22 protein-coding genes and 1 riboswitch are annotated in these 19,966 nt (G+C 72.5%); of the genes, 13 read left to right on the top strand and 9 right to left on the bottom strand.

What is annotated here, in order from left to right:
* Window positions 1-268: 268 nt before the first annotated feature.
* The 3 genes from ybaK to ACWGIU_RS05550 form a co-directional block, all read right to left on the bottom strand.
* Window positions 269-763, bottom strand: coding sequence for a Cys-tRNA(Pro) deacylase (ybaK, locus tag ACWGIU_RS05560; RefSeq protein WP_453702701.1), 495 nt, complete (start codon window positions 761-763; stop codon window positions 269-271).
* Between the two features lie 10 nt (window positions 764-773).
* Window positions 774-1,511 carry an LON peptidase substrate-binding domain-containing protein gene (locus tag ACWGIU_RS05555; RefSeq protein WP_453702699.1) on the bottom strand — a complete coding sequence of 246 codons (738 nt, stop codon included), beginning with the start codon at window positions 1,509-1,511 and terminating at the stop codon, window positions 774-776.
* Between the two features lie 98 nt (window positions 1,512-1,609).
* The gene (locus ACWGIU_RS05550; RefSeq protein ID WP_453702697.1) at window positions 1,610-3,205 is read right to left on the bottom strand and encodes an oxidoreductase; all 1,596 of its coding nucleotides are present in this window, start codon (window positions 3,203-3,205) and stop codon (window positions 1,610-1,612) included.
* A gap of 125 nt (window positions 3,206-3,330) precedes the next feature.
* On the opposite strand from ACWGIU_RS05550, the gene hisD reads away from it, so the two are divergent.
* The 8 genes from hisD to hisF are packed head-to-tail and all read left to right on the top strand — an operon-like array spanning window position 3,331 to window position 9,047.
* The gene (hisD, locus tag ACWGIU_RS05545) at window positions 3,331-4,653 is read left to right on the top strand and encodes a histidinol dehydrogenase (protein WP_453702695.1); all 1,323 of its coding nucleotides are present in this window, start codon (window positions 3,331-3,333) and stop codon (window positions 4,651-4,653) included.
* Entirely contained in the window at window positions 4,650-5,759 is a 1,110-nt protein-coding gene (locus ACWGIU_RS05540; protein ID WP_453702693.1) for a histidinol-phosphate transaminase, read from the top strand. The genes hisD and ACWGIU_RS05540 overlap by 4 nt, the downstream gene beginning before the upstream one ends.
* Window positions 5,756-6,349 carry an imidazoleglycerol-phosphate dehydratase HisB gene (hisB, locus tag ACWGIU_RS05535; RefSeq protein ID WP_453702691.1) on the top strand — a complete coding sequence of 198 codons (594 nt, stop codon included), beginning with the start codon at window positions 5,756-5,758 and terminating at the stop codon, window positions 6,347-6,349. Before ACWGIU_RS05540 ends, hisB begins: the two co-directional genes overlap by 4 nt.
* Window positions 6,350-6,351: 2 nt before the next feature.
* Window positions 6,352-6,519: a hypothetical protein gene (locus ACWGIU_RS05530; RefSeq protein WP_030009964.1), complete on the top strand. Its 168-nt coding sequence runs from the start codon at window positions 6,352-6,354 to the stop codon at window positions 6,517-6,519.
* Window positions 6,516-7,166 carry an imidazole glycerol phosphate synthase subunit HisH gene (hisH, locus tag ACWGIU_RS05525; RefSeq protein WP_453702689.1) on the top strand — a complete coding sequence of 217 codons (651 nt, stop codon included), beginning with the start codon at window positions 6,516-6,518 and terminating at the stop codon, window positions 7,164-7,166. The genes ACWGIU_RS05530 and hisH overlap by 4 nt, the downstream gene beginning before the upstream one ends.
* Window positions 7,166-7,897 carry a bifunctional 1-(5-phosphoribosyl)-5-((5-phosphoribosylamino)methylideneamino)imidazole-4-carboxamide isomerase/phosphoribosylanthranilate isomerase PriA gene (priA, locus tag ACWGIU_RS05520; RefSeq protein ID WP_453702687.1) on the top strand — a complete coding sequence of 244 codons (732 nt, stop codon included), beginning with the start codon at window positions 7,166-7,168 and terminating at the stop codon, window positions 7,895-7,897. The genes hisH and priA overlap by 1 nt, the downstream gene beginning before the upstream one ends.
* Window positions 7,894-8,295 carry a RidA family protein gene (locus ACWGIU_RS05515; RefSeq protein ID WP_453702685.1) on the top strand — a complete coding sequence of 134 codons (402 nt, stop codon included), beginning with the start codon at window positions 7,894-7,896 and terminating at the stop codon, window positions 8,293-8,295. Before priA ends, ACWGIU_RS05515 begins: the two co-directional genes overlap by 4 nt.
* Window positions 8,292-9,047: an imidazole glycerol phosphate synthase subunit HisF gene (hisF, locus tag ACWGIU_RS05510; protein ID WP_453702683.1), complete on the top strand. Its 756-nt coding sequence runs from the start codon at window positions 8,292-8,294 to the stop codon at window positions 9,045-9,047. The genes ACWGIU_RS05515 and hisF overlap by 4 nt, the downstream gene beginning before the upstream one ends.
* A gap of 705 nt (window positions 9,048-9,752) precedes the next feature.
* Here the strand turns inward: hisF and ACWGIU_RS05505 are convergent.
* Window positions 9,753-10,388: a hypothetical protein gene (locus ACWGIU_RS05505; RefSeq protein WP_453702681.1), complete on the bottom strand. Its 636-nt coding sequence runs from the start codon at window positions 10,386-10,388 to the stop codon at window positions 9,753-9,755.
* Between the two features lie 112 nt (window positions 10,389-10,500).
* Between ACWGIU_RS05505 and ACWGIU_RS05500 the strand changes: the two genes are divergently transcribed.
* Complete coding sequence (locus ACWGIU_RS05500; protein ID WP_150257264.1) at window positions 10,501-10,803, top strand: hypothetical protein; 303 nt, start codon at window positions 10,501-10,503, stop codon at window positions 10,801-10,803.
* Between the two features lie 13 nt (window positions 10,804-10,816).
* Here ACWGIU_RS05500 and ACWGIU_RS05495 read toward each other — a convergent pair whose 3' ends face one another.
* The 3 genes from ACWGIU_RS05495 to ACWGIU_RS05485 all read right to left on the bottom strand — a co-directional run bounded on the left by ACWGIU_RS05495 (window position 10,817) and on the right by ACWGIU_RS05485 (window position 14,014).
* Entirely contained in the window at window positions 10,817-11,899 is a 1,083-nt protein-coding gene (locus ACWGIU_RS05495; protein ID WP_453702679.1) for a prenyltransferase, read from the bottom strand.
* Complete coding sequence (locus ACWGIU_RS05490) at window positions 11,896-12,630, bottom strand: class I SAM-dependent methyltransferase (RefSeq protein ID WP_453702677.1); 735 nt, start codon at window positions 12,628-12,630, stop codon at window positions 11,896-11,898. The genes ACWGIU_RS05495 and ACWGIU_RS05490 overlap by 4 nt, the downstream gene beginning before the upstream one ends.
* Window positions 12,631-12,694: 64 nt before the next feature.
* Window positions 12,695-14,014: a glycosyltransferase family 4 protein gene (locus ACWGIU_RS05485; RefSeq protein WP_453702675.1), complete on the bottom strand. Its 1,320-nt coding sequence runs from the start codon at window positions 14,012-14,014 to the stop codon at window positions 12,695-12,697.
* A 218-nt stretch (window positions 14,015-14,232) separates the two neighbouring features.
* Here ACWGIU_RS05485 and ACWGIU_RS05480 point away from each other — a divergent pair, with 218 nt between their 5' ends.
* Window positions 14,233-14,856 carry a TetR family transcriptional regulator gene (locus ACWGIU_RS05480; protein WP_453702673.1) on the top strand — a complete coding sequence of 208 codons (624 nt, stop codon included), beginning with the start codon at window positions 14,233-14,235 and terminating at the stop codon, window positions 14,854-14,856.
* 175 nt (window positions 14,857-15,031) lie between these two features.
* On the opposite strand, the gene ACWGIU_RS05475 is transcribed toward ACWGIU_RS05480, so the two are convergent.
* On the bottom strand, window positions 15,032-15,265 hold the full coding sequence (locus ACWGIU_RS05475) for a ferredoxin (RefSeq protein WP_453702671.1): 234 nt from the start codon (window positions 15,263-15,265) through the stop codon (window positions 15,032-15,034).
* The gene (locus ACWGIU_RS05470; RefSeq protein ID WP_453702669.1) at window positions 15,265-16,728 is read right to left on the bottom strand and encodes an aldehyde dehydrogenase; all 1,464 of its coding nucleotides are present in this window, start codon (window positions 16,726-16,728) and stop codon (window positions 15,265-15,267) included. The genes ACWGIU_RS05475 and ACWGIU_RS05470 overlap by 1 nt, the downstream gene beginning before the upstream one ends.
* 210 nt (window positions 16,729-16,938) lie before the next feature.
* On the opposite strand from ACWGIU_RS05470, the gene ACWGIU_RS05465 reads away from it, so the two are divergent.
* The 3 genes from ACWGIU_RS05465 to ACWGIU_RS05455 form a co-directional block, all read left to right on the top strand.
* Window positions 16,939-18,084: an MBL fold metallo-hydrolase gene (locus ACWGIU_RS05465; RefSeq protein ID WP_453702667.1), complete on the top strand. Its 1,146-nt coding sequence runs from the start codon at window positions 16,939-16,941 to the stop codon at window positions 18,082-18,084.
* Between the two features lie 97 nt (window positions 18,085-18,181).
* Window positions 18,182-18,251: riboswitch (cobalamin riboswitch) on the top strand.
* 140 nt (window positions 18,252-18,391) lie between these two features.
* The gene (locus ACWGIU_RS05460; protein ID WP_453702665.1) at window positions 18,392-19,645 is read left to right on the top strand and encodes a prenyltransferase/squalene oxidase repeat-containing protein; all 1,254 of its coding nucleotides are present in this window, start codon (window positions 18,392-18,394) and stop codon (window positions 19,643-19,645) included.
* Window positions 19,645-19,966 (top strand): SCO2322 family protein (locus ACWGIU_RS05455; RefSeq protein ID WP_453702663.1); only part of this gene is annotated, 322 nt, incomplete at its 3' end. The genes ACWGIU_RS05460 and ACWGIU_RS05455, both read left to right, overlap by 1 nt.

Raw genomic sequence — 19,966 nt, 5'->3', positions numbered from 1 at the left:
CCGCCCTTTCTCCGTTTCCCGGGGCGCCGCCCCGGACCCCGCCGGGCTCCGCCCCGGACCCCGCGCATCGAACGCCGGCGGGACTGGGAGATCGGGGCTCCGCCCCGGACCCCGCGCCTGAAACGCCGGCGGGGCTGGGAGATCGGGCCTCCGCCCTGGACCCGCGCATCGAACGCCGGCGGGGCTGGGATGTGCCGGATGGCGCGGTTGTGCCGGCGGGTTGGGTTGTGCCGAAGGGGCGCGGTTGTGCCGACGGGGCTGGAGACGGCTACGCGCGGGCGATCGGGGCCAGGGTGGCCGAGGTGAGCGTGGTCAGGTCCGACGGGGAGAGTTCGATCTCCAGGCCGCGGCGCCCCGCCGAGCAGCAGATCGTGGGGTGCGCCGAGGCCGAGGCGTCGATCACCGTACGCAGCCGCTTGCGCTGCCCCAGCGGGGAGATGCCGCCCAGGACGTAGCCCGTGGTGCGCTGCGCGAGGGCGGGGTCGGCCATCGCCGCCCGCTTGCCCCCGACCGCCGTCGCCAGGGCCTTGAGGTCCAGCGACCCCGAGACCGGGACCACCGCGACCGTCAGTACGCCGTCCACGTCCGCGACCAGCGTCTTGAAGACCTGGGCGGGCGAGACACCGAGCGCCTGGGCCGCCTCCTCCCCGTACGAGGGATGGGCCGGGTCGTGCTCGTACGCGTGCGTGGTGAACGCGACGCCCGCCGCCGTCAGCGCGACGATCGCCGGGGTACCTGCCGCCTGCTTGGACTTCTTCGTCATCGGTGGGTGCTCAGTTCGGGCTCGTCGGGGCACGCGTCAGTTCCACCGCCGGCAAGGACGGCAGGTGGCGGATCACCGCCGTCTCCGTGCGCAGCAGCTTCAGCTCCTCCGCCAGCCTCGTCGCGGTGTCCGGGGCCTGGAGCAGCCGCTGCTTCGCCGGGATGTCCAGCACCGCCGCCGCTGCCACCAGGTAGGAGACCACCGACGGTTCGTCGGGGAGTTCCGCGCCCGTCAGGGACCGCTCACGGGCCCCGGCCAGCCGCTTCTGGTAGTTGCGGAAGGCCCGCAGCACCCCCTCGGCCAGCACGCCCGCGCCGTCGCCCGCGTCCTCCGGGAGCTCCTCCAGCTCCGCGGTCAGGAACGGGCCCGAGGCGTCGACCGAGATCAGGCGGACCCGCGTCGTACCGGTCGCCAGGACCTCGAAGCTGCCGTCCTCCCGCTCCCGCACGGTCGCCGCGTCCGCGATGCACCCCACCCGGTGAAAGGCCTGGATCGGGTCGGGGCCGAAGCCCGCCGCCGGGCCCCGCTCGGGCAGGGAGGTCTGGTCCGGCAGGCCGGGCGCGGTCGGCGCGACCTCCCGGCCGTCGCGGATCGCGACGACCGCGAAACGGCGCGGCTCGTCCTCGCCCGTCTTCAGCAGCTCGCGCATCATGGCGCGATAACGCTCCTCGAAGATGTTCAACGGGAGGACGAGTCCCGGGAACAGCACCGAGTTCAGCGGGAAGAGGGGCAGGCGAACGGTGGTCACCTGGCACAGGGTAATCGCCCGGGCCCCCGAGAGTGCCCGGCGTTTTGAGGGGCGGACGGCGTCACGTGCGCGCTCCACCGGACGACCCCCCGCCGCCGTCACCCCCGCCGCAGCAGCCGCGAGGCCCCCGCCGCCACCGTCGTGGCCAGGATCCAGCCCATGACGACCAGGCCCGCCGCCCCCCACTGCCAGCCGCCCTCCAGCTTCCACTGCCCCTGCTGACCGAGGTCGATCACCGGGAGCAGCAGGTCCAGCGCGTACAGGGCGGCGCTCCACTGCGGGTGCTCCTCCGCCTTGATCGCGGGCGGGTCCAGCTGGGAGAACAGCAGCGTCCCCGCCGCCCACAGCACCGCCATCCACAGCGCGGCCCGGCCCGGCCGGTAGCCGTAGACCACCGTCCAGTCCTGGAGGTACCCCCACGCCTTCGGCCAGGGCGGCAGCGTGTCCCGCCGCCGCCGCTGTTTGGCCAGCAGCACCTCGCGGGCGTCCGCATCCTCGCCGCTGGTCCGCAGTACGGCGGCCAGCCGCTCGTACGGCTCCGGCGAGTACTCGGGAGTGGCGGCCGCCACCCACTCCAGGCGGCGCGAGAGCGGGAAATGGCCCCGGGGCGCGAGGTTCTCGTAGACGAACCCCTCGATGGACAAGCCGCCCGGGCCCGGCCAGCTCGTGGAGGTGTCGACGAGCTTGACCACCTTGGCCCCGGACACCACCACCCGCCCGTACTCCGGCCGCTCGCCGACGAAACGGAACTCGGGGGTCTGGATCCGGCGCAGGGAGATCTCCTGCTCGTCGGTGAGCGCGAACCGCGCACCGTAGAAGTCGATGGCGTCCCCGAACCGCCCGTCGTCCAGCCGCAGCCCGCCCCGGCACTCGAAGTGCTGGGCCCGCCGACCGCGCACGGGCGTCGACCCCAGCCCGTACGGAGGAGTGGAGGAGCCCCCGTACGCCGCGTAGTCCAGCGCGATGGAGGTCAGGTAGAGGGTCCGCTCGACCGTCAGCTGCGGGGCGTTCAGCGCGAACCGCCCGGACGGGTTGCACAGGCGGGCCCCGCGCAGGTTCATCGACACGCCGACCTTGGCTCCGCGCAGGCTCACCTCCCCGTACGTCTCCAGCAGCTCCCCCTGTAAGTCCTGCGCGACGGACAGCCCGTCGGCGGCGATCGCCCGGCCCTTGCCGTCCCGCTGCACCACGGCCTGGCTGATCAGCAGGTCGGTGCCGATCTGCGCGTCGGTCAGGCGGATCCCGCGCGCCACCCGGCAGCGCGGCAGGTGCAGATCGCCCTCGGTGTGCAGCCGGGCGGCCTCCAGCCGCGGTATCGCGCAGTTGACCATCCGCAGCGTGCCGACACGGGCCTCGGACAGCTGGATCTCGCTGTCGAAGCGGCAGGACTGGAGCTCCACGTACGGGGCCACCGCGCCGCCGGACAGTTCCAGCCGCCCGCTGATCCGCGCCCCGCGCAGCTTGAGCGAGGCCACCCGGCCCGGCACCGGGGCCGGGCCGTGCAGCAGCAGCCGGGCGACCACCCGGGCGCGGACGCTGCGCTCGGGCCCCCAGACGTGCTCGGCGTGCGGATCGTCCCGGTCGGCGGCCCGGCTGCTGAGATCGCAGACGCTGCCGGTGCGGTACGCGTCCCACATGCGCCGTTCGGAAGCGGTGAGATCCGCCGGTTCCTCGTCCGTGCGCGCCTCGGTCACGGCGGCCCCCCTCCGCTGTCATCTACGTGTAGGGGAACGCTATCGGGCCCCTGTGACATCCGGGGCCTGTATCAGCCAGTGATACGGGCGGACGGTGGCGCGAAGCGGTCTGAGAGAATTGTGAGGTGATCTCTCGTATCGACCTGCGCGGTGACGCCCTCCCCGAGGGCGGCGCCCTGCGCGATCTGCTGCCCCGTGCCGAGTTCGACGTAGAAGCTGCCCTGGAGAAGGTGCGGCCCATCTGCGAGGACGTCCATCATCGTGGCACGGCGGCGCTGATCGAGTACGCGCAGAAGTTCGACGGGGTCGAGCTCTCGCAGGTCCGGGTGCCCGCGGAGGCCATCAAGGCCGCTCTGGAGCAGCTGGACCCCGCCGTCCGCGCCGCCCTGGAGGAGTCGATCCGGCGCGCCCGGATCGTGCACCGGAACCAGCGCCGCACCGAGCACACCACCCAGGTGGTCCCCGGCGGCACCGTGACCGAGAAGTGGGTTCCGGTGGAACGCGTGGGACTGTACGCCCCGGGCGGCCGCTCGGTGTACCCCTCCTCCGTCGTCATGAACGTCGTACCGGCCCAGGAGGCGGGCGTCGAGTCGATCGCGCTCGCATCCCCGCCGCAGAAGGAGTTCGACGGGCTTCCGCACCCGACGATCCTCGCCGCGTGCGCGCTCCTCGGCGTGGACGAGGTGTACGCGGCCGGTGGCGCCGTGGCCGTCGCCATGTTCGCGTACGGCACCGAGGACTGCCTGCCGGTCAACATGGTGACCGGCCCCGGCAACATCTGGGTAGCCGCCGCCAAGCGCTACTTCACCGGGAAGATCGGCATCGACACCGAGGCCGGCCCGACCGAGATCGCCGTCCTCGCCGACTCCACGGCCGACCCCGTGCACGTCGCCGCCGACCTGATCAGCCAGGCCGAGCACGACCCGCTGGCCGCCGCCGTGCTCGTCACGGACTCCGCCGAGCTCGCGGACGCCGTCGAGAGGGAGCTGGAGCCGCAGGTCGCCGCGACCAAGCACGTCGAGGACCGGATCAAGCCCGCGCTCGCCGGCAAGCAGTCCGCGATCGTGCTGGTCGACAGCCTGGACGACGGCCTCAAGGTCGTCGACGCGTACGGCGCCGAGCACCTGGAGATCCAGACCGCCGACGCGGCCGCCCGGGCCGCCCGCGTACGCAACGCCGGCGCGATCTTCGTCGGCCCGTGGGCCCCCGTCTCGCTCGGCGACTACTGCGCCGGCTCGAACCACGTGCTGCCCACCGGCGGCTGCGCCTGCCACTCCTCCGGCCTGTCCGTGCAGTCCTTCCTGCGCGGCATCCACATCGTCGACTACACGAGGGACGCCCTCGCCGAGGTCACCCACCACGTGGTGACACTGGCCGAGGCCGAGGACCTGCCCGCGCACGGCGCCGCCCTGAAGGCACGCTTCGGATGGAAGGTGCCCACCCAGTGAGCTTCGGCATCGACGACCTGCCCATCCGGGACGAGCTGCGCGGCAAGAGCCCGTACGGCGCCCCGCAGCTCGACGTGCCCGTCCAGCTGAACACCAACGAGAACCCGTACGAGCTGCCCGCCGAGCTCGTCGCGCGCATCGCCGAGCGCGTCGCCGAGGCGGCCCGCACCCTCAACCGCTACCCCGACCGGGACGCGGTCGAGCTGCGCACCGAGCTGGCCGCCTACCTCACCCGTACGGGCAAGCACCCGGTGGCGCGGGAGAACGTATGGGCCGCCAACGGCTCCAACGAGGTCATCCAGCAGCTGCTGCAGACCTTCGGCGGTCCCGGCCGCACCGCGCTCGGCTTCGAGCCCTCCTACTCGATGCACGCGCTGATCTCCCGCGGCACCGGCACCGGCTGGATCTCCGGCCCGCGCCGCGAGGACTTCACGATCGAGGTGGAGACGGCGGAGCGGGCGATCGCCGAGCACGCCCCCGACGTCGTCTTCATCACCTCGCCCAACAACCCCACGGGCACCGCGGTCGGGGCCGAGACGGTCCTCGCCCTCTACGAGGCCGCGCAGGCGGCCAAGCCCTCCCTGGTGATCATCGACGAGGCGTACGTGGAGTTCAGCCACCGGGACTCGCTGCTGCCCCTCATCGAGGGCCGCCCGAACCTGGTGGTCTCCCGGACGATGTCCAAGGCCTTCGGCGCGGCCGGTCTGCGCCTGGGCTACCTGGCGGCGCACCCCGCCGTCGTCGACGCCGTCCAGCTGGTGCGCCTGCCGTACCACCTGTCGGCCGTCACCCAGGCCACCGCACTGGCCGCCCTGGAGCACACCGACACCCTGCTCGGCTACGTCGAGCAGCTCAAGGCCGAGCGCGACCGCCTGGTCGTCGAACTGCGGGCCGTCGGCTTCGAGGTCACCGATTCCGACGCGAACTTCATCCAGTTCGGGAAGTTCGAGGACTCGCACACCGCCTGGCAGAAGATCCTCGACCAGGGCGTCCTGGTCCGGGACAACGGCGTACCGGGATGGCTGCGGGTCACCGCGGGCACCCCGGCGGAGAACGACGCGTTCCTGGAAGCGGTTCGCGCACTGAAGAAGGAGCAGCACGCATGAGCCGCATCGGACGGGTCGAACGGACCACCAAGGAGACCTCGGTCGTCGTCGAGATAAATCTCGACGGCACCGGCCAGGTCGACGTCTCGACGGGCGTGGGCTTCTACGACCACATGCTCGACCAGCTCGGGCGCCACGGCCTCTTCGACCTCACCGTCAAGACCGAGGGCGACCTGCACATCGACAGCCACCACACCATCGAGGACAGCGCCCTCGCTCTCGGCGCCGCCTTCAAGCAGGCCCTCGGCGACAAGGTCGGCATCTACCGCTTCGGCAACTGCACCGTGCCGCTCGACGAGTCCCTCGCCCAAGTGACCGTCGACCTGTCCGGCCGCCCCTACCTCGTGCACACCGAGCCCGAGAACATGGCGCCGATGATCGGCGCGTACGACACGACGATGACCCGGCACATCTTCGAGTCCTTCGTCGCGCAGGCCCAGATCGCCCTGCACATCCACGTCCCGTACGGCCGCAACGCCCACCACATCGTGGAGTGCCAGTTCAAGGCCCTCGCCCGGGCCCTGCGCTACGCCGCCGAGTTCGACCCGCGCGCGGCCGGCATCCTGCCCTCCACGAAGGGCGCCCTCTAGCCGTGAACGGCCTCAACACCATCCTGATCGTCCTCGGTCTGTTCCTGGCCGGGGGCGTCTACTCCTTCCAGAAGCAGAAGATGCCCAAGTCGGTCATCATCCTGCTGGCCCTCGCCTCCGCGATGTGCCTCGCCGCCGGAGTCCTGCGAATCCAGGGAATTTGGGAATGAGCGCAGTCCGCCCCACCAAGAACGTCGTCGTCTTCGACTACGGCTTCGGAAACGTCCGCTCCGCCGAGCGGGCCCTCGCCCGCGTCGGCGCGAACGTCGAGATCACCCGCGACTACGACAAGGCCATGGACGCCGACGGACTCCTCGTCCCCGGTGTCGGCGCCTTCTCCGCCTGCATGCAGGGCCTCAAGGACGCCCGCGGCGACTGGATCATCGGCCGCCGGCTCTCCGGAGGCCGCCCGGTCATGGGCATCTGCGTCGGCATGCAGATCCTCTTCGAGCGCGGCATCGAGCACGGCGTCGAGACCGAGGGCCTGGACGAGTGGCCCGGCACGGTCGGCCCGCTCAGGGCCCCGATCGTCCCCCACATGGGCTGGAACACCGTCGAGGCCCCGGCCGACAGCCAGGCCTTCAAGGACCTGGACGCCGACGCCCGGTTCTACTTCGTGCACTCCTACGCGGCGCGCGACTGGAGCCTCGAAGTCACCAACCCCCTGATCCGCGCCCCCAAGGTCACCTGGGCCACCCACGGCGAGCGTTTCGTGGCGGCGGTGGAGAACCGGGCCCTGTGGGCCACGCAGTTCCACCCCGAGAAGTCCGGCGACGCCGGCGCCCAGCTCCTCACCAACTGGATCGAGACCCTGTGATGACCGCACCCACGCTCGAACTGCTGCCCGCGGTCGACGTCCGCGACGGACAGGCCGTGCGCCTCGTGCACGGGGTGTCCGGCAGCGAGACCTCCTACGGCTCCCCGCTGGAAGCGGCCCTCGCCTGGCAGCGCTCCGGCGCCGAATGGCTGCACCTGGTCGACCTGGACGCCGCCTTCGGCACCGGCGACAACCGCGCCCTGGTCGCCGAGATCACCCGCGCCATGGACATCAAGGTCGAGCTGTCCGGCGGCATCCGTGACGACGCCTCGCTCGCCGCGGCCCTCGCCACGGGCTGCACCCGCGTCAACCTGGGCACCGCCGCCCTGGAGACCCCCGAGTGGGCCGCCCAGGCCATCGCCGAGCACGGCGACAAGATCGCGATCGGCCTCGACGTCCGCGGCACCACCCTCAAGGGCCGCGGCTGGACCAGCGAGGGCGGCGACCTCTACGAGACCCTCGCCCGCCTGGACTCCGAGGGCTGCGCCCGCTACGTCGTCACCGACATCGGCAAGGACGGCACGCTGACCGGCCCCAACCTGGAGCTGCTGAAGAACGTCTGCGCCGCCACCGACCGGCCCGTCGTCGCCTCCGGCGGCATCTCCTCGCTCGACGACCTGCGGGCCCTGTCCGAACTGGTCCCGCAGGGCGTCGAGGGCGCGATCGTCGGCAAGGCCCTGTACGCCAAGGCCTTCACCCTGGAAGAAGCCCTGAAGGTGGTCTCCGCATGAGCAGCTCCCCCGACTCGACGGCCGGCGTCCGCCGCATCTCCTCCGGCGGTGCCTACGAGGACGTCATCGCCTACTCGCGCGCCGTGGCCCTCTCCAACGGCCTGGTCCTGGTCTCCGGCTGCACCGCGGCCGACGGGGGCGGCCCGTACGACCAGACGATCAAGGCCTTCGAGGTCGCCTTCAAGGCCCTCGCCGAGGCCGGCCTGGGACCCGAGGACGTGGTCCGCACCCGGATGTACCTCACGCACGCCCGGGACGTCGAAGAGGTGGGCCGCGCCCACAAGCAGCTCTTCGACGCGGTACGGCCCGCCGCGACCATGCTGATCGTCTCCGGCTTCGTCGACCCCAGCATGGTCGTCGAGGTGGAGGTAGAGGCGTTCAAGGCGGTGACCGCATGACCCTCGCCGTACGCGTGATCCCCTGCCTGGACGTGGACAACGGCCGGGTCGTCAAGGGCGTCAACTTCCAGAACCTGCGCGACGCGGGCGACCCGGTGGAGATGGCCAAGCTGTACGACGCCGAGGGCGCCGACGAGCTGACCTTCCTCGACATCACCGCGTCCTCCGGGAACCGCGAGACCACGTACGACGTGGTGCGCCGCACCGCCGAGCAGGTCTTCATCCCGCTCACGGTGGGCGGCGGCGTCCGCACCGCCGACGACGTCGACAAACTCCTTCGCGCGGGAGCGGACAAGGTGGGCGTGAACACGGCCGCCATCGTCCGCCCCGAGCTGATCCAGGAGATCGCGGAGCGCTTCGGCCGGCAGGTCCTCGTGCTGTCCGTGGACGCGCGCCGCACGGCCGCCGGGACCTTCGAGGTCACCACGCACGGCGGCCGGCAGGGCACCGGCATCGACGCGGTCGAGTGGGCGCACCGGGCGGCGGAGCTGGGCGCGGGGGAGATCCTGCTCAACTCGATGGACGCGGACGGTACCAAAGACGGCTACGACATCGAGATGATCGCGGCGGTCCGCAAGCACGTCACGGTCCCGGTGATCGCCTCGGGCGGCGCGGGCCGCCTCGCCGATTTCGCCCCGGCGATCGAAGCGGGTGCGGATGCGGTGCTGGCGGCGTCGGTGTTCCACTTCGGCGACCTCCGCATCGCCGAAGTCAAAACGGCCCTCCGCGAAGCGGGCCACCCCGTCCGCTGACCTCGCCCTGGCCGGGCGCTACGTTTCCGGCTGCGGGCCGGTGGCCGCCGCTGCCCTGGCCGGGCGGTACGTTTCCGGGCTGCGGGCCGGTGGCCGCGCCTCAAACGCCGGCGGGGCTGGATGGGGTGCCCGGGCGGGGGCGTGATGGGTCGGGCCGGGCAGGCCGGTGGCTTCGGGTGGGGCGGGGGCTCTCCTCGGCTCGCGCGAATGGCGGCCGTGGTCCTGCCGTACGGCCTGGGTTGCGCGCTCGTCCTGCGGGGAGCCCCCGGAGTGTCCCCGCCCCACGGCCCCTCGTACGGGGCGGGGCGGCACACCGCCGGGTGGGGGTGCGGGGACGGTGGGGGGTGTCCCCGCAGGCGCGGCGAACCACCGCCGCCCCGCAGTCCGGCACGGCTCAGGTTCGCAAGCCGAGGAGACACCCCCCGGCGGCCCCGCGCTCCCACCCCCGCTCCCGACCCCGTCCGCGGACACCACCCAGCCCCGCCGGCGCTTGAGGCGCGGCCACCGGCCCACAGCCGAAACACGAACCCGCACCCGCCCGCCCGGCAAGGGCATCGGCGGCCACCGTGCCGGAGCCACACCCACCGCCCGGCCAGGGCAAAGGCGGCGACCCGGCCCGCAACCGGGACAAGGGGGCCGCCGGCCCGGAGCCACGCGCACCGCCCGGCCAGGGCAGCGGCGGAGACCGGGCCGCACCCCGAAGCGCTAGCCGCCCAGCTGGGACGCGCTCGGAACCTTGTCCGTCACCACCGCGCCCGCGCTCCGGCCGGCTTCCTTCACATTGTTGATGACGCTGTCGAAGGCACCGATGTCACCGTCACCCGCCTGCCCCTTGCGCAGCTTGCTGCCGAGCCCCTTGAGGGACTCGATGCCCGCCGTCAGCGGGGCCACCGCCTTCGCCAGCAGCGGGTCGCCCTTGGCGTTCTCGGACGCCGCCTTGAGCCGGTTGTACGCGAACGCGCCCGCGAGGCCCGCCTTGATCAGTGCGAAGGTGCGGCCCTTGGCGCCCTTCTTGAACTTGCCCGCGCGGTACGGCTTGACGATCCACTGGTACGTCGCACCGGCCGCGAGGCCCGCGTTGGCGACGAAACGCGTCTTGGCGAACTTCTGCTTCTCCGCGGACGTACTGGGCGACGGCGTCACGGCGGCCAGTTCGTCGGCCTCGGCCGCGACGGGCTCCGCCGCCGCGAGGGCGGCCAGCTCTCCCATCGACGCGGCGGACAGTTCCTCGCGCGGGCCGTTGCCGCCACTGCCGCATGCGGCGGCGCCGACGATCAGCGCGGTGGACAGCAGCACGGCGGTGACGGCGCGGCGGAATCGGATGGTCGGGGGTACGGGCACGGTTTCCTCCGGGGACTGAGGCGTCCTCCGCAGCCTCACCCCGGTCCCCCGGAACCGCCACCGGGGGAAGCCGTTCGGGTTTACGGCGCGTCAGGGCGGCAACACGCGCCGTATGAGCACTCACACACGAGTACGCACCCGGGGAAGCAGTCAGGCAGGCCGCGCCGTCGCACTGGTGGCGGACGTGCTCGCCTTCGTCATCGGCCTCTGGATCCTGCTCTACCTGCTGGAGGCCAACCAGGGCAACGCCCTGGTCGACCTCGTGCACGACGTCGCCTCCTGGCTCGCGGCCTGGTCCTACGACCTGTTCACCTTCAGCCGCGAATGGGTCCAGGTCGTCATCGGCTACGGCATCGCCGCCGTGGCCTACCTGCTCATCGGTCACGCCGTCGCCGGCTGGCTCTACCGCCGCTGAACCCGAGCCCGGCTCACCCGCAGCAGTCGGGCTCCAGCCCGGCCGGGAGCGAGGTCCCGCCGAACACTTCGGTCGTGGCCTCGTCCCCGCCGAGCGCCGCGACGGCGAGCAGCAGCGACCCGGCCGTCCAGGTGGTCTGCTCCACCGGCCAGACGGCCTCGTCCTGGAACACGTACCCCGTCCAGTACATGCCGTTGTCCGCGCGCAGGTGGGTGATCGAGCGCAGGATCTCCAGCGCCCGGTCCGACTCCCCCGTCGCCCACAGCGCGAGCGCCAGCTCGCAGGACTCGCCGCCCGTCACCCATGGATTGGGCAGCACGCAGCGCACGCCCAGGTCCGGGACCACGAACTCCTCCCAGCGCTCCTCGATGCGCGCCCTGGCCTCCGAGCCGGTCAGGGCACCGCCGAGGACCGGGTAGTACCAGTCCATCGAGTAGTGGTTCTTGTCGAGGAACCGCTCGGGGTGGCGCCGGATGGCGTGCCGCAGTGCGCCAGCCGCGAGCTCCCAGTCGGGCTGCGGCTCCTCGCGGTGCTCGGCGATGGCCAGCGCGCAGCGCAGTGCCTGGTGGATGGAGGAGGAGCCGGTGAGGAGCGCGTCGGTGACGGCCGTGCCGTCCGGCTCCCGCTTCCAGCCGATCTCGCCGCCGGGCTGCTGGAGCGTCAGGACGCATTCCACGGCCGCGTAGACGGCCGGCCACATGCGGTCGAGGAAGGTGTCGTCGCCGGTGGAGAGGTAGTGGTGCCACACGCCGACGGCTATGTAGGCGGTGAAGTTGCTCTCGCGGCTCGCGTCCTGCGGCTCGGCGGTGTCCACGCCGTCCGGCCGGTCGGCGTAGGCCGCGTACCAGGAGCCGTCCTGGTTCTGGTGCCGGGCCAGCCACGCGTACGCCCGCTCCGCGGCCTCGTGCTCACCGGCCGCGTCGAGCGCCATCGCGGCCTCGGTGTGGTCCCACGGGTCGAGGTGGTGCCCGCGGAACCACGGTATGGCGCCGTCGGCGCGCTGCGCCGCGAGGATTCCCGCCACCGTCCGGGCGGCCTGCTCGGCCGTCAGTACACCGTCGAGAACGAGGTGTTCGGTGCGTCCGGGCGTGCTCACTGGGCCGCGCTGACGGGGAGGTGGGGCTTGGTCGCGTACGCCACGAAGCTCTTGCCGATGAGCGGGTTCAGGGCCTGCTCCGCGAGCCGCGTGGTCATCGGCTTCTTCATGATGTCCCAGACCAGGAGCTTGTGGTACGCCTTGACGGGCAGCGCCTTGTCGTTGTCGACACCGAAGGCGCACTTGAGCCACCAGTACGGGGAGTGCAGCCCGTGCGCGTGGTGCGTGCCGTACGGCTTGAGGCCCGCGGCCTTCATCTTGCCGAGCAGCTCGTCCGCCTTGTAGATGCGGATGTGGCCGCCCTCGACCTCGTGGTAGGCGTCGGAGAGCGCCCAGCAGATCTTCTCGGGGCCGTAGCGCGGCACGGTGATGGCGATGCGCCCGCCGGGCTTGAGCACGCGGACCATCTCGGCGAGCACGCCCTTGTCGTCGGGGATGTGCTCCATCACCTCGGAGATGATGACGACGTCGAAGGAGTCGTCGGGGAAGGGCAGCGCGAGCGCGTCGCCCTCCATGGCGGTGGCGGTGGCCCCGGCGGGGGCCTCGCCGGCCTCCTTCATCGCCGCGAACCACTTGGCGACCTCGCGGATCTCCTCGCCGTTGCGGTCGACGGCGACCACCTGGGCGCCTCTCCGGTAGCACTCGAAGGCGTGCCGGCCTGCGCCGCAGCCCAGGTCGAGTACGCGGTCGCCTGCGGCGAGCGGGAACCGGGAGAAATCGACGGTCAGCACGGGGTCCTGCCTTCGCGGTCGCGGGGGTGTTCGGGGATGGGGAAGAAGCGGGGGTGGCAGAAGGTCAGCGCGCCCGGCGGATACGGCCGGCGGCGGCCTGCTCGATGGCGGCGCGGTAGTGCGCGACGGTGCCCTCGGCCGCCTTGGCCCAGGTGAACCGGGTCAGGACCCGGTCGCGCCCGGCGGCGCCGAGGCGGGCCCGAAGCTCCGGGTCGCCCAGCATCCGGCCCAGCGCGGTGGCCAGCGCGCCGGCGTCGCCCGGAGGCACCGCGAGGCAGGTCTCGCCGTCGGGTCCGGCGACCTCGGGGATCGCGCCGCCGGTGGTGGCGACGAGCGGGGTACCGGTGGCCATGGCTTCGGCCGCCGGGAGCGAGAAGCCTTCGTAGAGGGAGGGCACGCAGGCGATCTGGGCGCTGCGGACGAGGTCGACGAGTTCGGTGTCGGTGATGCCCTTGACGAAGCGGACGGCGTCCTGGAGTCCGTACGTCTCGATGGCGCGGGCGACCGGGCCCTGCTCGGCGCGCTTGCCGACGACGACGAGGTGCGCCTCGGGCTGCTCGGTGCGCAGCTTCGCGAGCGCCTCGACGAGGTACACGAGTCCCTTGAGCGGTACGTCGGCGCTGGAGGTGGTGACGATGCGGCCCGGCACCTCGGCGACGGACGGGTCCGGCGACCAGAGGTCGGTGTCGGCGCCGATGTGCACGACGTGGATGCGCTCGTCGCGGACGCCCAGGTGCTGGGCGATCTCCTGCTGGGAGGAGCCGGAGACGGTGAGCACGGACGGCAGGCGGCGGGCCACGCGGCCCTGCATGCGGGTGAAGGCGTACCAGCGGCGCACGGAGGCCCGCTTCACTCGGCCGGTCGCGGCGTCGAGGTCGAGCTTGCGGTCGACGGTGATGGGGTGGTGGATCGTGGTGACCAGCGGGGCGCCGAGGTCGGCGAGGAGGCCGTAGCCGAGCGTCTGGTTGTCGTGGATGACGTCGAAGTCACCGGCGCGCGCGGCAAGGTGGCGGCGGGCGCGCAGCGAGAAGGTCAGCGGCTCGGGAAAGCCGCCGGTCCACATGGTGGCGACCTCGACGGCGTCGATCCAGTCCCGGTACTCGTCGCGCTTCGGCGTACGGAAGGGGTCCGGGCTGCGGTACAGGTCCAGGCTCGGGAGCTCGGTGAGCGAGGCGCCCGTGTCGAGCACCGGATAGGGCTGCGCGCCGATGACTTCGACGGAGTGCCCCAGTTGTACGAGTTCGCGCGAGAGGTGGCGGACGTAGACGCCCTGGCCGCCGCAGAACGGGTTTCCCTTATAGGTGAGGAGTGCGATGCGCAGCGGGCGGTCGCCGTCGGCGGCGGAGCCCGCGAAAGGGCTCGTCACCATGGCCTCTGCGGTCACTCTCGGCCCCCTTCTCACTGCAACTTTCGCCGGAGCGTAACCGCTCGGATAATGTAGAACAAGTTTCAGACTTGATCCGTCGAAGACCATTGAATCTACCGGCCGGAAACCACACCGTAAGAGGCGGAGCAGGTGATTCGCGCCACGGCTCCGGCGCCTGCGATGCTGGCCGCCGACCAGCCCGGATTCAGCCCGCGCAACGACACGGAACGGGACACATGACAGCGGAAGTGAAGGCCGTCACCACACCGGCGTCGCCTCCCCTGACGGAACGCCAGGAGGCACGCCGCCGCCGGATCCTGCACGCCAGCGCCCAGCTGGCCAGCCGGGGCGGTTTCGACGCCGTCCAGATGCGCGAGGTCGCGGAAGCGGCGGGCGTGGCCCTGGGCACGCTCTACCGCTACTTCCCCTCCAAGGTGCACCTGCTGGTCGCCACCATGCAGGACCAGCTCCAGCACATGCACACGACGCTGTGCAAACGCCCGCCGGCCGGGGACGACCCGGCGGCGCGGGTCGCGGAGACCCTGATGCGGGCCTTCCGCGCCCTCCAGCGGGAGCCGCAGCTGGCCGACGCGATGGTGCGGGCACTGACGTTCGCGGACCGGAGCGTGAGCCCCGAGGTGGACACGGTGTCCCGGCTGACCACGGCGATCATCCTGGACGCGATGGGGCTGGAGCAGCCGCCGACGGCGGAGCAGCTCTCGGCGGTGCGGGTCATCGAGCACACCTGGCACTCGGCGCTGATCACGTGGCTTTCCGGCCGCGCCTCGATCGCCCAGGTCAAGATCGACATCGAAATGGTGTGCCGCCTGATCGACCTGACGGCCCCGGAAAAGGCCTGAAGCCGTTGCTCCGCGACGGTGGCGGGGTGGTGCGGGATGTGCGGGGTGTGCGGGATGGCTTCGGCACGGCGGAAGCCGGGCGGGTGGCAATGAGGGGTACGGCGGGGCTCCGGTGTGCGGAAGCCCCCGCCCAACGCCCCGACCCCGTCCGATGAGCCCCGGGGAGCCGCCTCCCCTACTCCTCCGGCGGGAAGACCGGCTCCCCCGTCTCCGCCAGGGTGATGAGGATGGCCTCCACCGGGCAGCCCTCCGCCGCCGTCAGGATCGGCTCGTTCGCGTCCGACTCCGCGGTCCGCGGGTGGGACTGGCGTGCCGAGTCCAGAAAGAAACCGCCCGGCGCGTGGTTCACGCACATGCCCGAGCCGATGCAGACCCCTCTGTCCACCTCGACCTGCCAGCGGTCACCCATCAGGCACCCGCCTCATGGCCCGCCGGAAGGTGGATCATCTTGTGCTCCAGGTACTCGCTCAGGCCCTCCGGACCGAACTCCCGCCCCACACCGCTGTTCTTGTAGCCGCCGAACGGCCCCAGCATGTCCAGGCTGAAGGTGTTCACGTTGAAGGTGCCGGTGCGGATCCGGCGGGCGAAGTCGATGCCGCGCTCGACGTCCGCGGTCCAGACGCTGCCACTGAGGCCGAACTCCGAGTCGTTGGCGACTCGTACCGCTTCGGCCTCGTCCCCGTAGGGGATCAGGCAGACGACCGGCCCGAAGATCTCCTCGCGTGCGATCCGCATGGAGTTGTCGACGTCACCGAAGAGGGTGGGCTCCACGTACCAGCCGCGCTCCAGGCCCGCCGGGCGGCCGCCGCCCGCCAGGACCTTGGCGCCCTCCTCCTGGCCGATCCGGATGTAGTCCAGCGAGCGCTGCCGCTGCCGCTCGGCCACGAGCGGGCCGAGCTGGGTCGCCGGGTCGAGCGGGTCGCCGACGACGAGTGCGCCCGCCGCCTCCGCGAGGGCCTCGGCCACTTCCTCGTACCGGCTGCGGGGGGCGAGGATACGGGTCTGGGCCACGCAGGCCTGGCCGTTGTTCATCCAGGCCGCGGGCACGATCCCGGCGACCGCGGTCGCCACGTCGGCGTCCGGGAGGATCACGGCCGCGGATTTTCCGCCGAGTTCGAGGGTGACGCGGGTGAGGTTGCGGGCGGCGACCTCCATCACGCGCCGGCCGGCCGCGACCGAGCCGGTGAAGGCGACCTTGTCGACGCCGGGGTGCCCGACGAGGTACTCGCTGACCTCGCGGTCGGCGGGCAGGATCGACAGCACGCCCTCGGGGAGTCCGGCCTCGCGCGCGATGTCGGCGAGGATGTAGGAGTCGAGCGGCGCTTCGGGCGACGGCTTGAGGATGACCGTCGAGCCCGTCAGGAGGGCCGGGGCGAGCTTGGCCGCCGCCACGAACTGCGGGACGTTCCACGGGATGACGGCGGCGACCACCCCCACCGGCTCCCGGCGCACCAGGATCGGGCCGAGCACGCCCTGGCGGTGCTCCTCGTACGGGTAGGCACGGGCGACCGTGATCGCGGCGTCGTAGACCATCATCGGGCCGAGCGCCTGGGCGAGGATGCTCCAGGAGTACGGGGAGCCGTTCTGGGAGCTGATCGAGCGGGCGATCTCCTCGTGCCGGACGGCGATGGCGTCCTTGATCCGGGAGACGACGGCTATCCGCTCGTCCAGGGTCATCCGCGGCCAGGGCCCCTCGTCGAACGCCTTGCGCGCGACGGCGACGGCGCGGTCGACGTCCGCCTTCGAGGCGTGCGGGACGGAGCCGATGACCTGCTCGGTGTGGGGGGAGACGATCCGGATCGTGTCGGTGCCCAGCGGATCCGTCCACTCCCCGCCGATGAACAGTTTTCCGTGTTCCACGAGCTCGGTCATGGCTGAGGCCTCCTGCGGCTTGCCCTGCGGCTTGGCGTTCCAGAACTGATACCAGTTCTAGTTAGAGGAGTCCACGGACAGGACGGAACCTCCGTCACCTCGACGAAGAAGATCGAACGACTGGTCAGAGAGCCCGGAAAGTGGTCGACTTGGGCTACTACTGGAACACGTTCTCATCCGAGGGCGGCAACAGGGGGAGAGCGAGGGCACATGACGGAGGACGGCACGGCGCGGGCCACGAAGAACGGCACGGCACAAACCACGGAGGACGGCGCCTCACGGGCCACGGAGGACGGCACGCCACAGGCCGGCGGGAACACACCCCACGTCACCGATCACGGCGGCGGCGTGTGGGCCATCAAGGTCCCCATCCCCGACAACCCTCTCGGGCACACCCTCGTCCACCTCCTCGACACCGACCGGGGCCCCATCCTCGTCGACACCGGCTGGGACGACCCCGCGTCCTGGGACACCCTCACCGCCGGCCTCGCCGCACTCGGCACCGCCGTCACCGACATCCACGGCGTGGTCATCACCCACCACCACCCCGACCACCACGGCCTCTCCGGCCAGGTCCGCGAGGCCTCCGGCGCCTGGATCGCCATGCACGCCGCCGACACCGAGGTCGTCGTACGGACCCGCGCCTGCGAACCCGGCGTCTGGTTCGACTACATGAGCGCCAAACTCGCCGCCGCCGGAGCCCCCGAGGAGCACATCGCCCCGCTGCGCGCCGCCCGCGCGAGCGGCCGCATGCGGACCCTGCCCGGCCTGCGCGCCGCCGTCCCCGACCGGGAGATCGTGCCCGCCGAGCTGCTCCCCCTCGCCGGACGCCGGCTGCGCGCGATCTGGACCCCCGGCCACACCCCCGGTCACGTATGCCTGCACCTGGAGGAACAGCATCCGGCGCACCTCCCCGGCAACGGCCGCCTCTTCTCCGGTGACCACCTGCTGCCCGGGATCTCCCCCCACATCGGCCTGTACGAGGCCCCGGAGGACACCCGCGTCACCGACCCCCTCGGCGACTACCTCGACTCCCTCGAACGCATCGGCCGCCTCGGACCCGCCGAGGTGCTCCCGGCCCACCAGCACGCCTTCACCGACGCGCCCGCCCGCGTACGGGAGCTCCTCGATCACCACGAGGAACGGCTCACGGGTCTCTGGGCGCTGCTGGCCGAGCCGCTGACCCCGTGGGGGCTGGCCGAGCGGATGCAGTGGAACCGGCCCTGGGAGCAGATCCCGTACGGCTCCCGCAACATCGCCGTCTCCGAAGCGGAGGCTCATGTGCGGCGGTTGGTGAAACAGGGCCGCGCCGAGGCGGTGCCGGGCACGGACCCGGTCACGTACCGGGCCCTGTGAGTGACCGAGCCCGGTAAGGGGCGCCAGGCCCCTGCGCCCCGGGCCCGCCGGTTACGGGCCGGTAGAGTGAACCTGTCGTCCACACCTCTGTACGGGGGGAAGCCGGTGCGATTCCGGCGCTGACCCGCAACCGTGACCCACACCCGGCACCGCCCGGGCGGGGAGCCGGAATGCCCCGTACCGGAGGTGCGCGGCTCGTGCCGCCGGAGCCCCCGGCGGCCGGCACCGTCGAGGTAAACGGAGCCGGAGCCCGGTGCCTGTGCGTGCCTGCTGCCGGTTCCCCCGTACGAGAGGCACCCGCCCCCTGATGAAGCTCCACCGCAGCGCAGCCGCGCTCGCCGCCTCCGCCGTGCTCTGCGTGGGCGCCGCCCCCGCAGCCCTCGCCGACACCGCGCCGCCCGCCTCCCCGTCCGCGCCCCCGGTGATCCCCTCCGGTCTGTACGGCAAGGCCGACCCCAGCTACGACGGCGTGTGGCGGCAGTCCTTCGCGCTGCTCGCCCAGCACACCGTCGGCGTCGAGCCCGCCCGGGAGGCCGTGGTCTGGCTGGCCGGCCAGCAGTGCGAGAACGGCGGCTTCGCCTCCTTCCGCGCGAACTCCGCCGTGGCGTGCGACGCGAACACGATGTACGACACGAACGCCACCTCGGCGGCCGTGCAGGCGCTGAAGGCGCTCGGCGGCCAGGACGCGGCCGTCAAGAAGAGCGTGGACTGGCTGAAGTCCGTCCAGAACGAGGACGGCGGCTGGAGCTTCGTGCCCGGCTCCCCCAGCGACGCCAACTCCACCGCCGTGGTGATCAGCGCCCTGTCCGTCGCGGGCGAGAACCCGGCCGAGGTCAGGTCGAAGACGGGCAGGTCGGCCTACGAAGGCCTGCTCCCCTTCCAGCTGGGCTGCGCCGCCGAGCCGGCCGCCGACCGGGGCGCCTTCGCGTACCAGCCGGCCGACGGCAAGCTCTTCGCGAACGCCGACGCCACGGCCGCCGCGGCTCTGGCCGGCCTCGGCAAGGGCGCGGCCGTGGTCCCGTCCGCCGAGAACACCCCCGCCACCCCGTTGGCCTGCCCGGCCGCGAACGCCGCCGACCCGGTGGCCGCGGCCCAGGGCGCGGCCGGCTACCTGGCCGAGGCCCTCAAGAAGGACGGCCACCTCATGGCCCTCACCCCGGGCGCGGACCAGCCCGCCCCCGACACCGGCAACACCGTCGACGCGGTACTGGCCCTGGCCGCCGCCGGACACAAGGAGTCGGCGGCGGGCGCGCTGAAGTGGCTGGAGGCCAACTCCGCCGAGTGGGCCAAGGGCAGCCCGGCCGCCCTGGGCACCCTCGTCCTCGCCACGCACGCGACCGGCGCCGACCCGAAGTCCTTCGGCGGCACCGACCTCGTCGCCGCGCTGAACGCGACCGGCCCGGCCCCGCAGGGCGCGGACACCGAGGCGACCACGGTGGACGGCGAGAAGGAGAAGCCCTCCGGCGGCCAGAACGTCTGGTGGATCGTCGGCGCGGGCGCCGCGGCCGGTATCGGCATCGGCATCCTGCTGAGCGGCCGCCGGAAGAAGAACCGGTCCTGATGCGCCGCCGACTGCCCGCCCTGGCCCTCGCTCTCGGGATCGCCCTGGCCCTGCCGGCCGCCACCCCGGCGCAGGCGGCGGGCTACCGCTACTGGTCGTTCTGGGACGGCTCGGCGGGCGGCCGGTGGTCGTACGCCACCCAGGGTCCCTCGATGGCCCGCCCCGCGGACGGCTCCGTCCAGGGCTTCCGCTTCTCGGTGAGCAAGGACGCGGCGGCGCAGGCCGCCCCGCCGCGCGCGGCGGCCGACTTCGAGACCGTCTGCGGGGCGACCGCCCCGACGGAGGGCCGCAAGCGGGTGGCGCTCGTCATCGACTTCGGCG

It is taken from the genome of Streptomyces sp. NPDC054840 (genome assembly GCF_053611065.1).
This window is presented reverse-complemented; position numbering and strand designations above follow the sequence as displayed.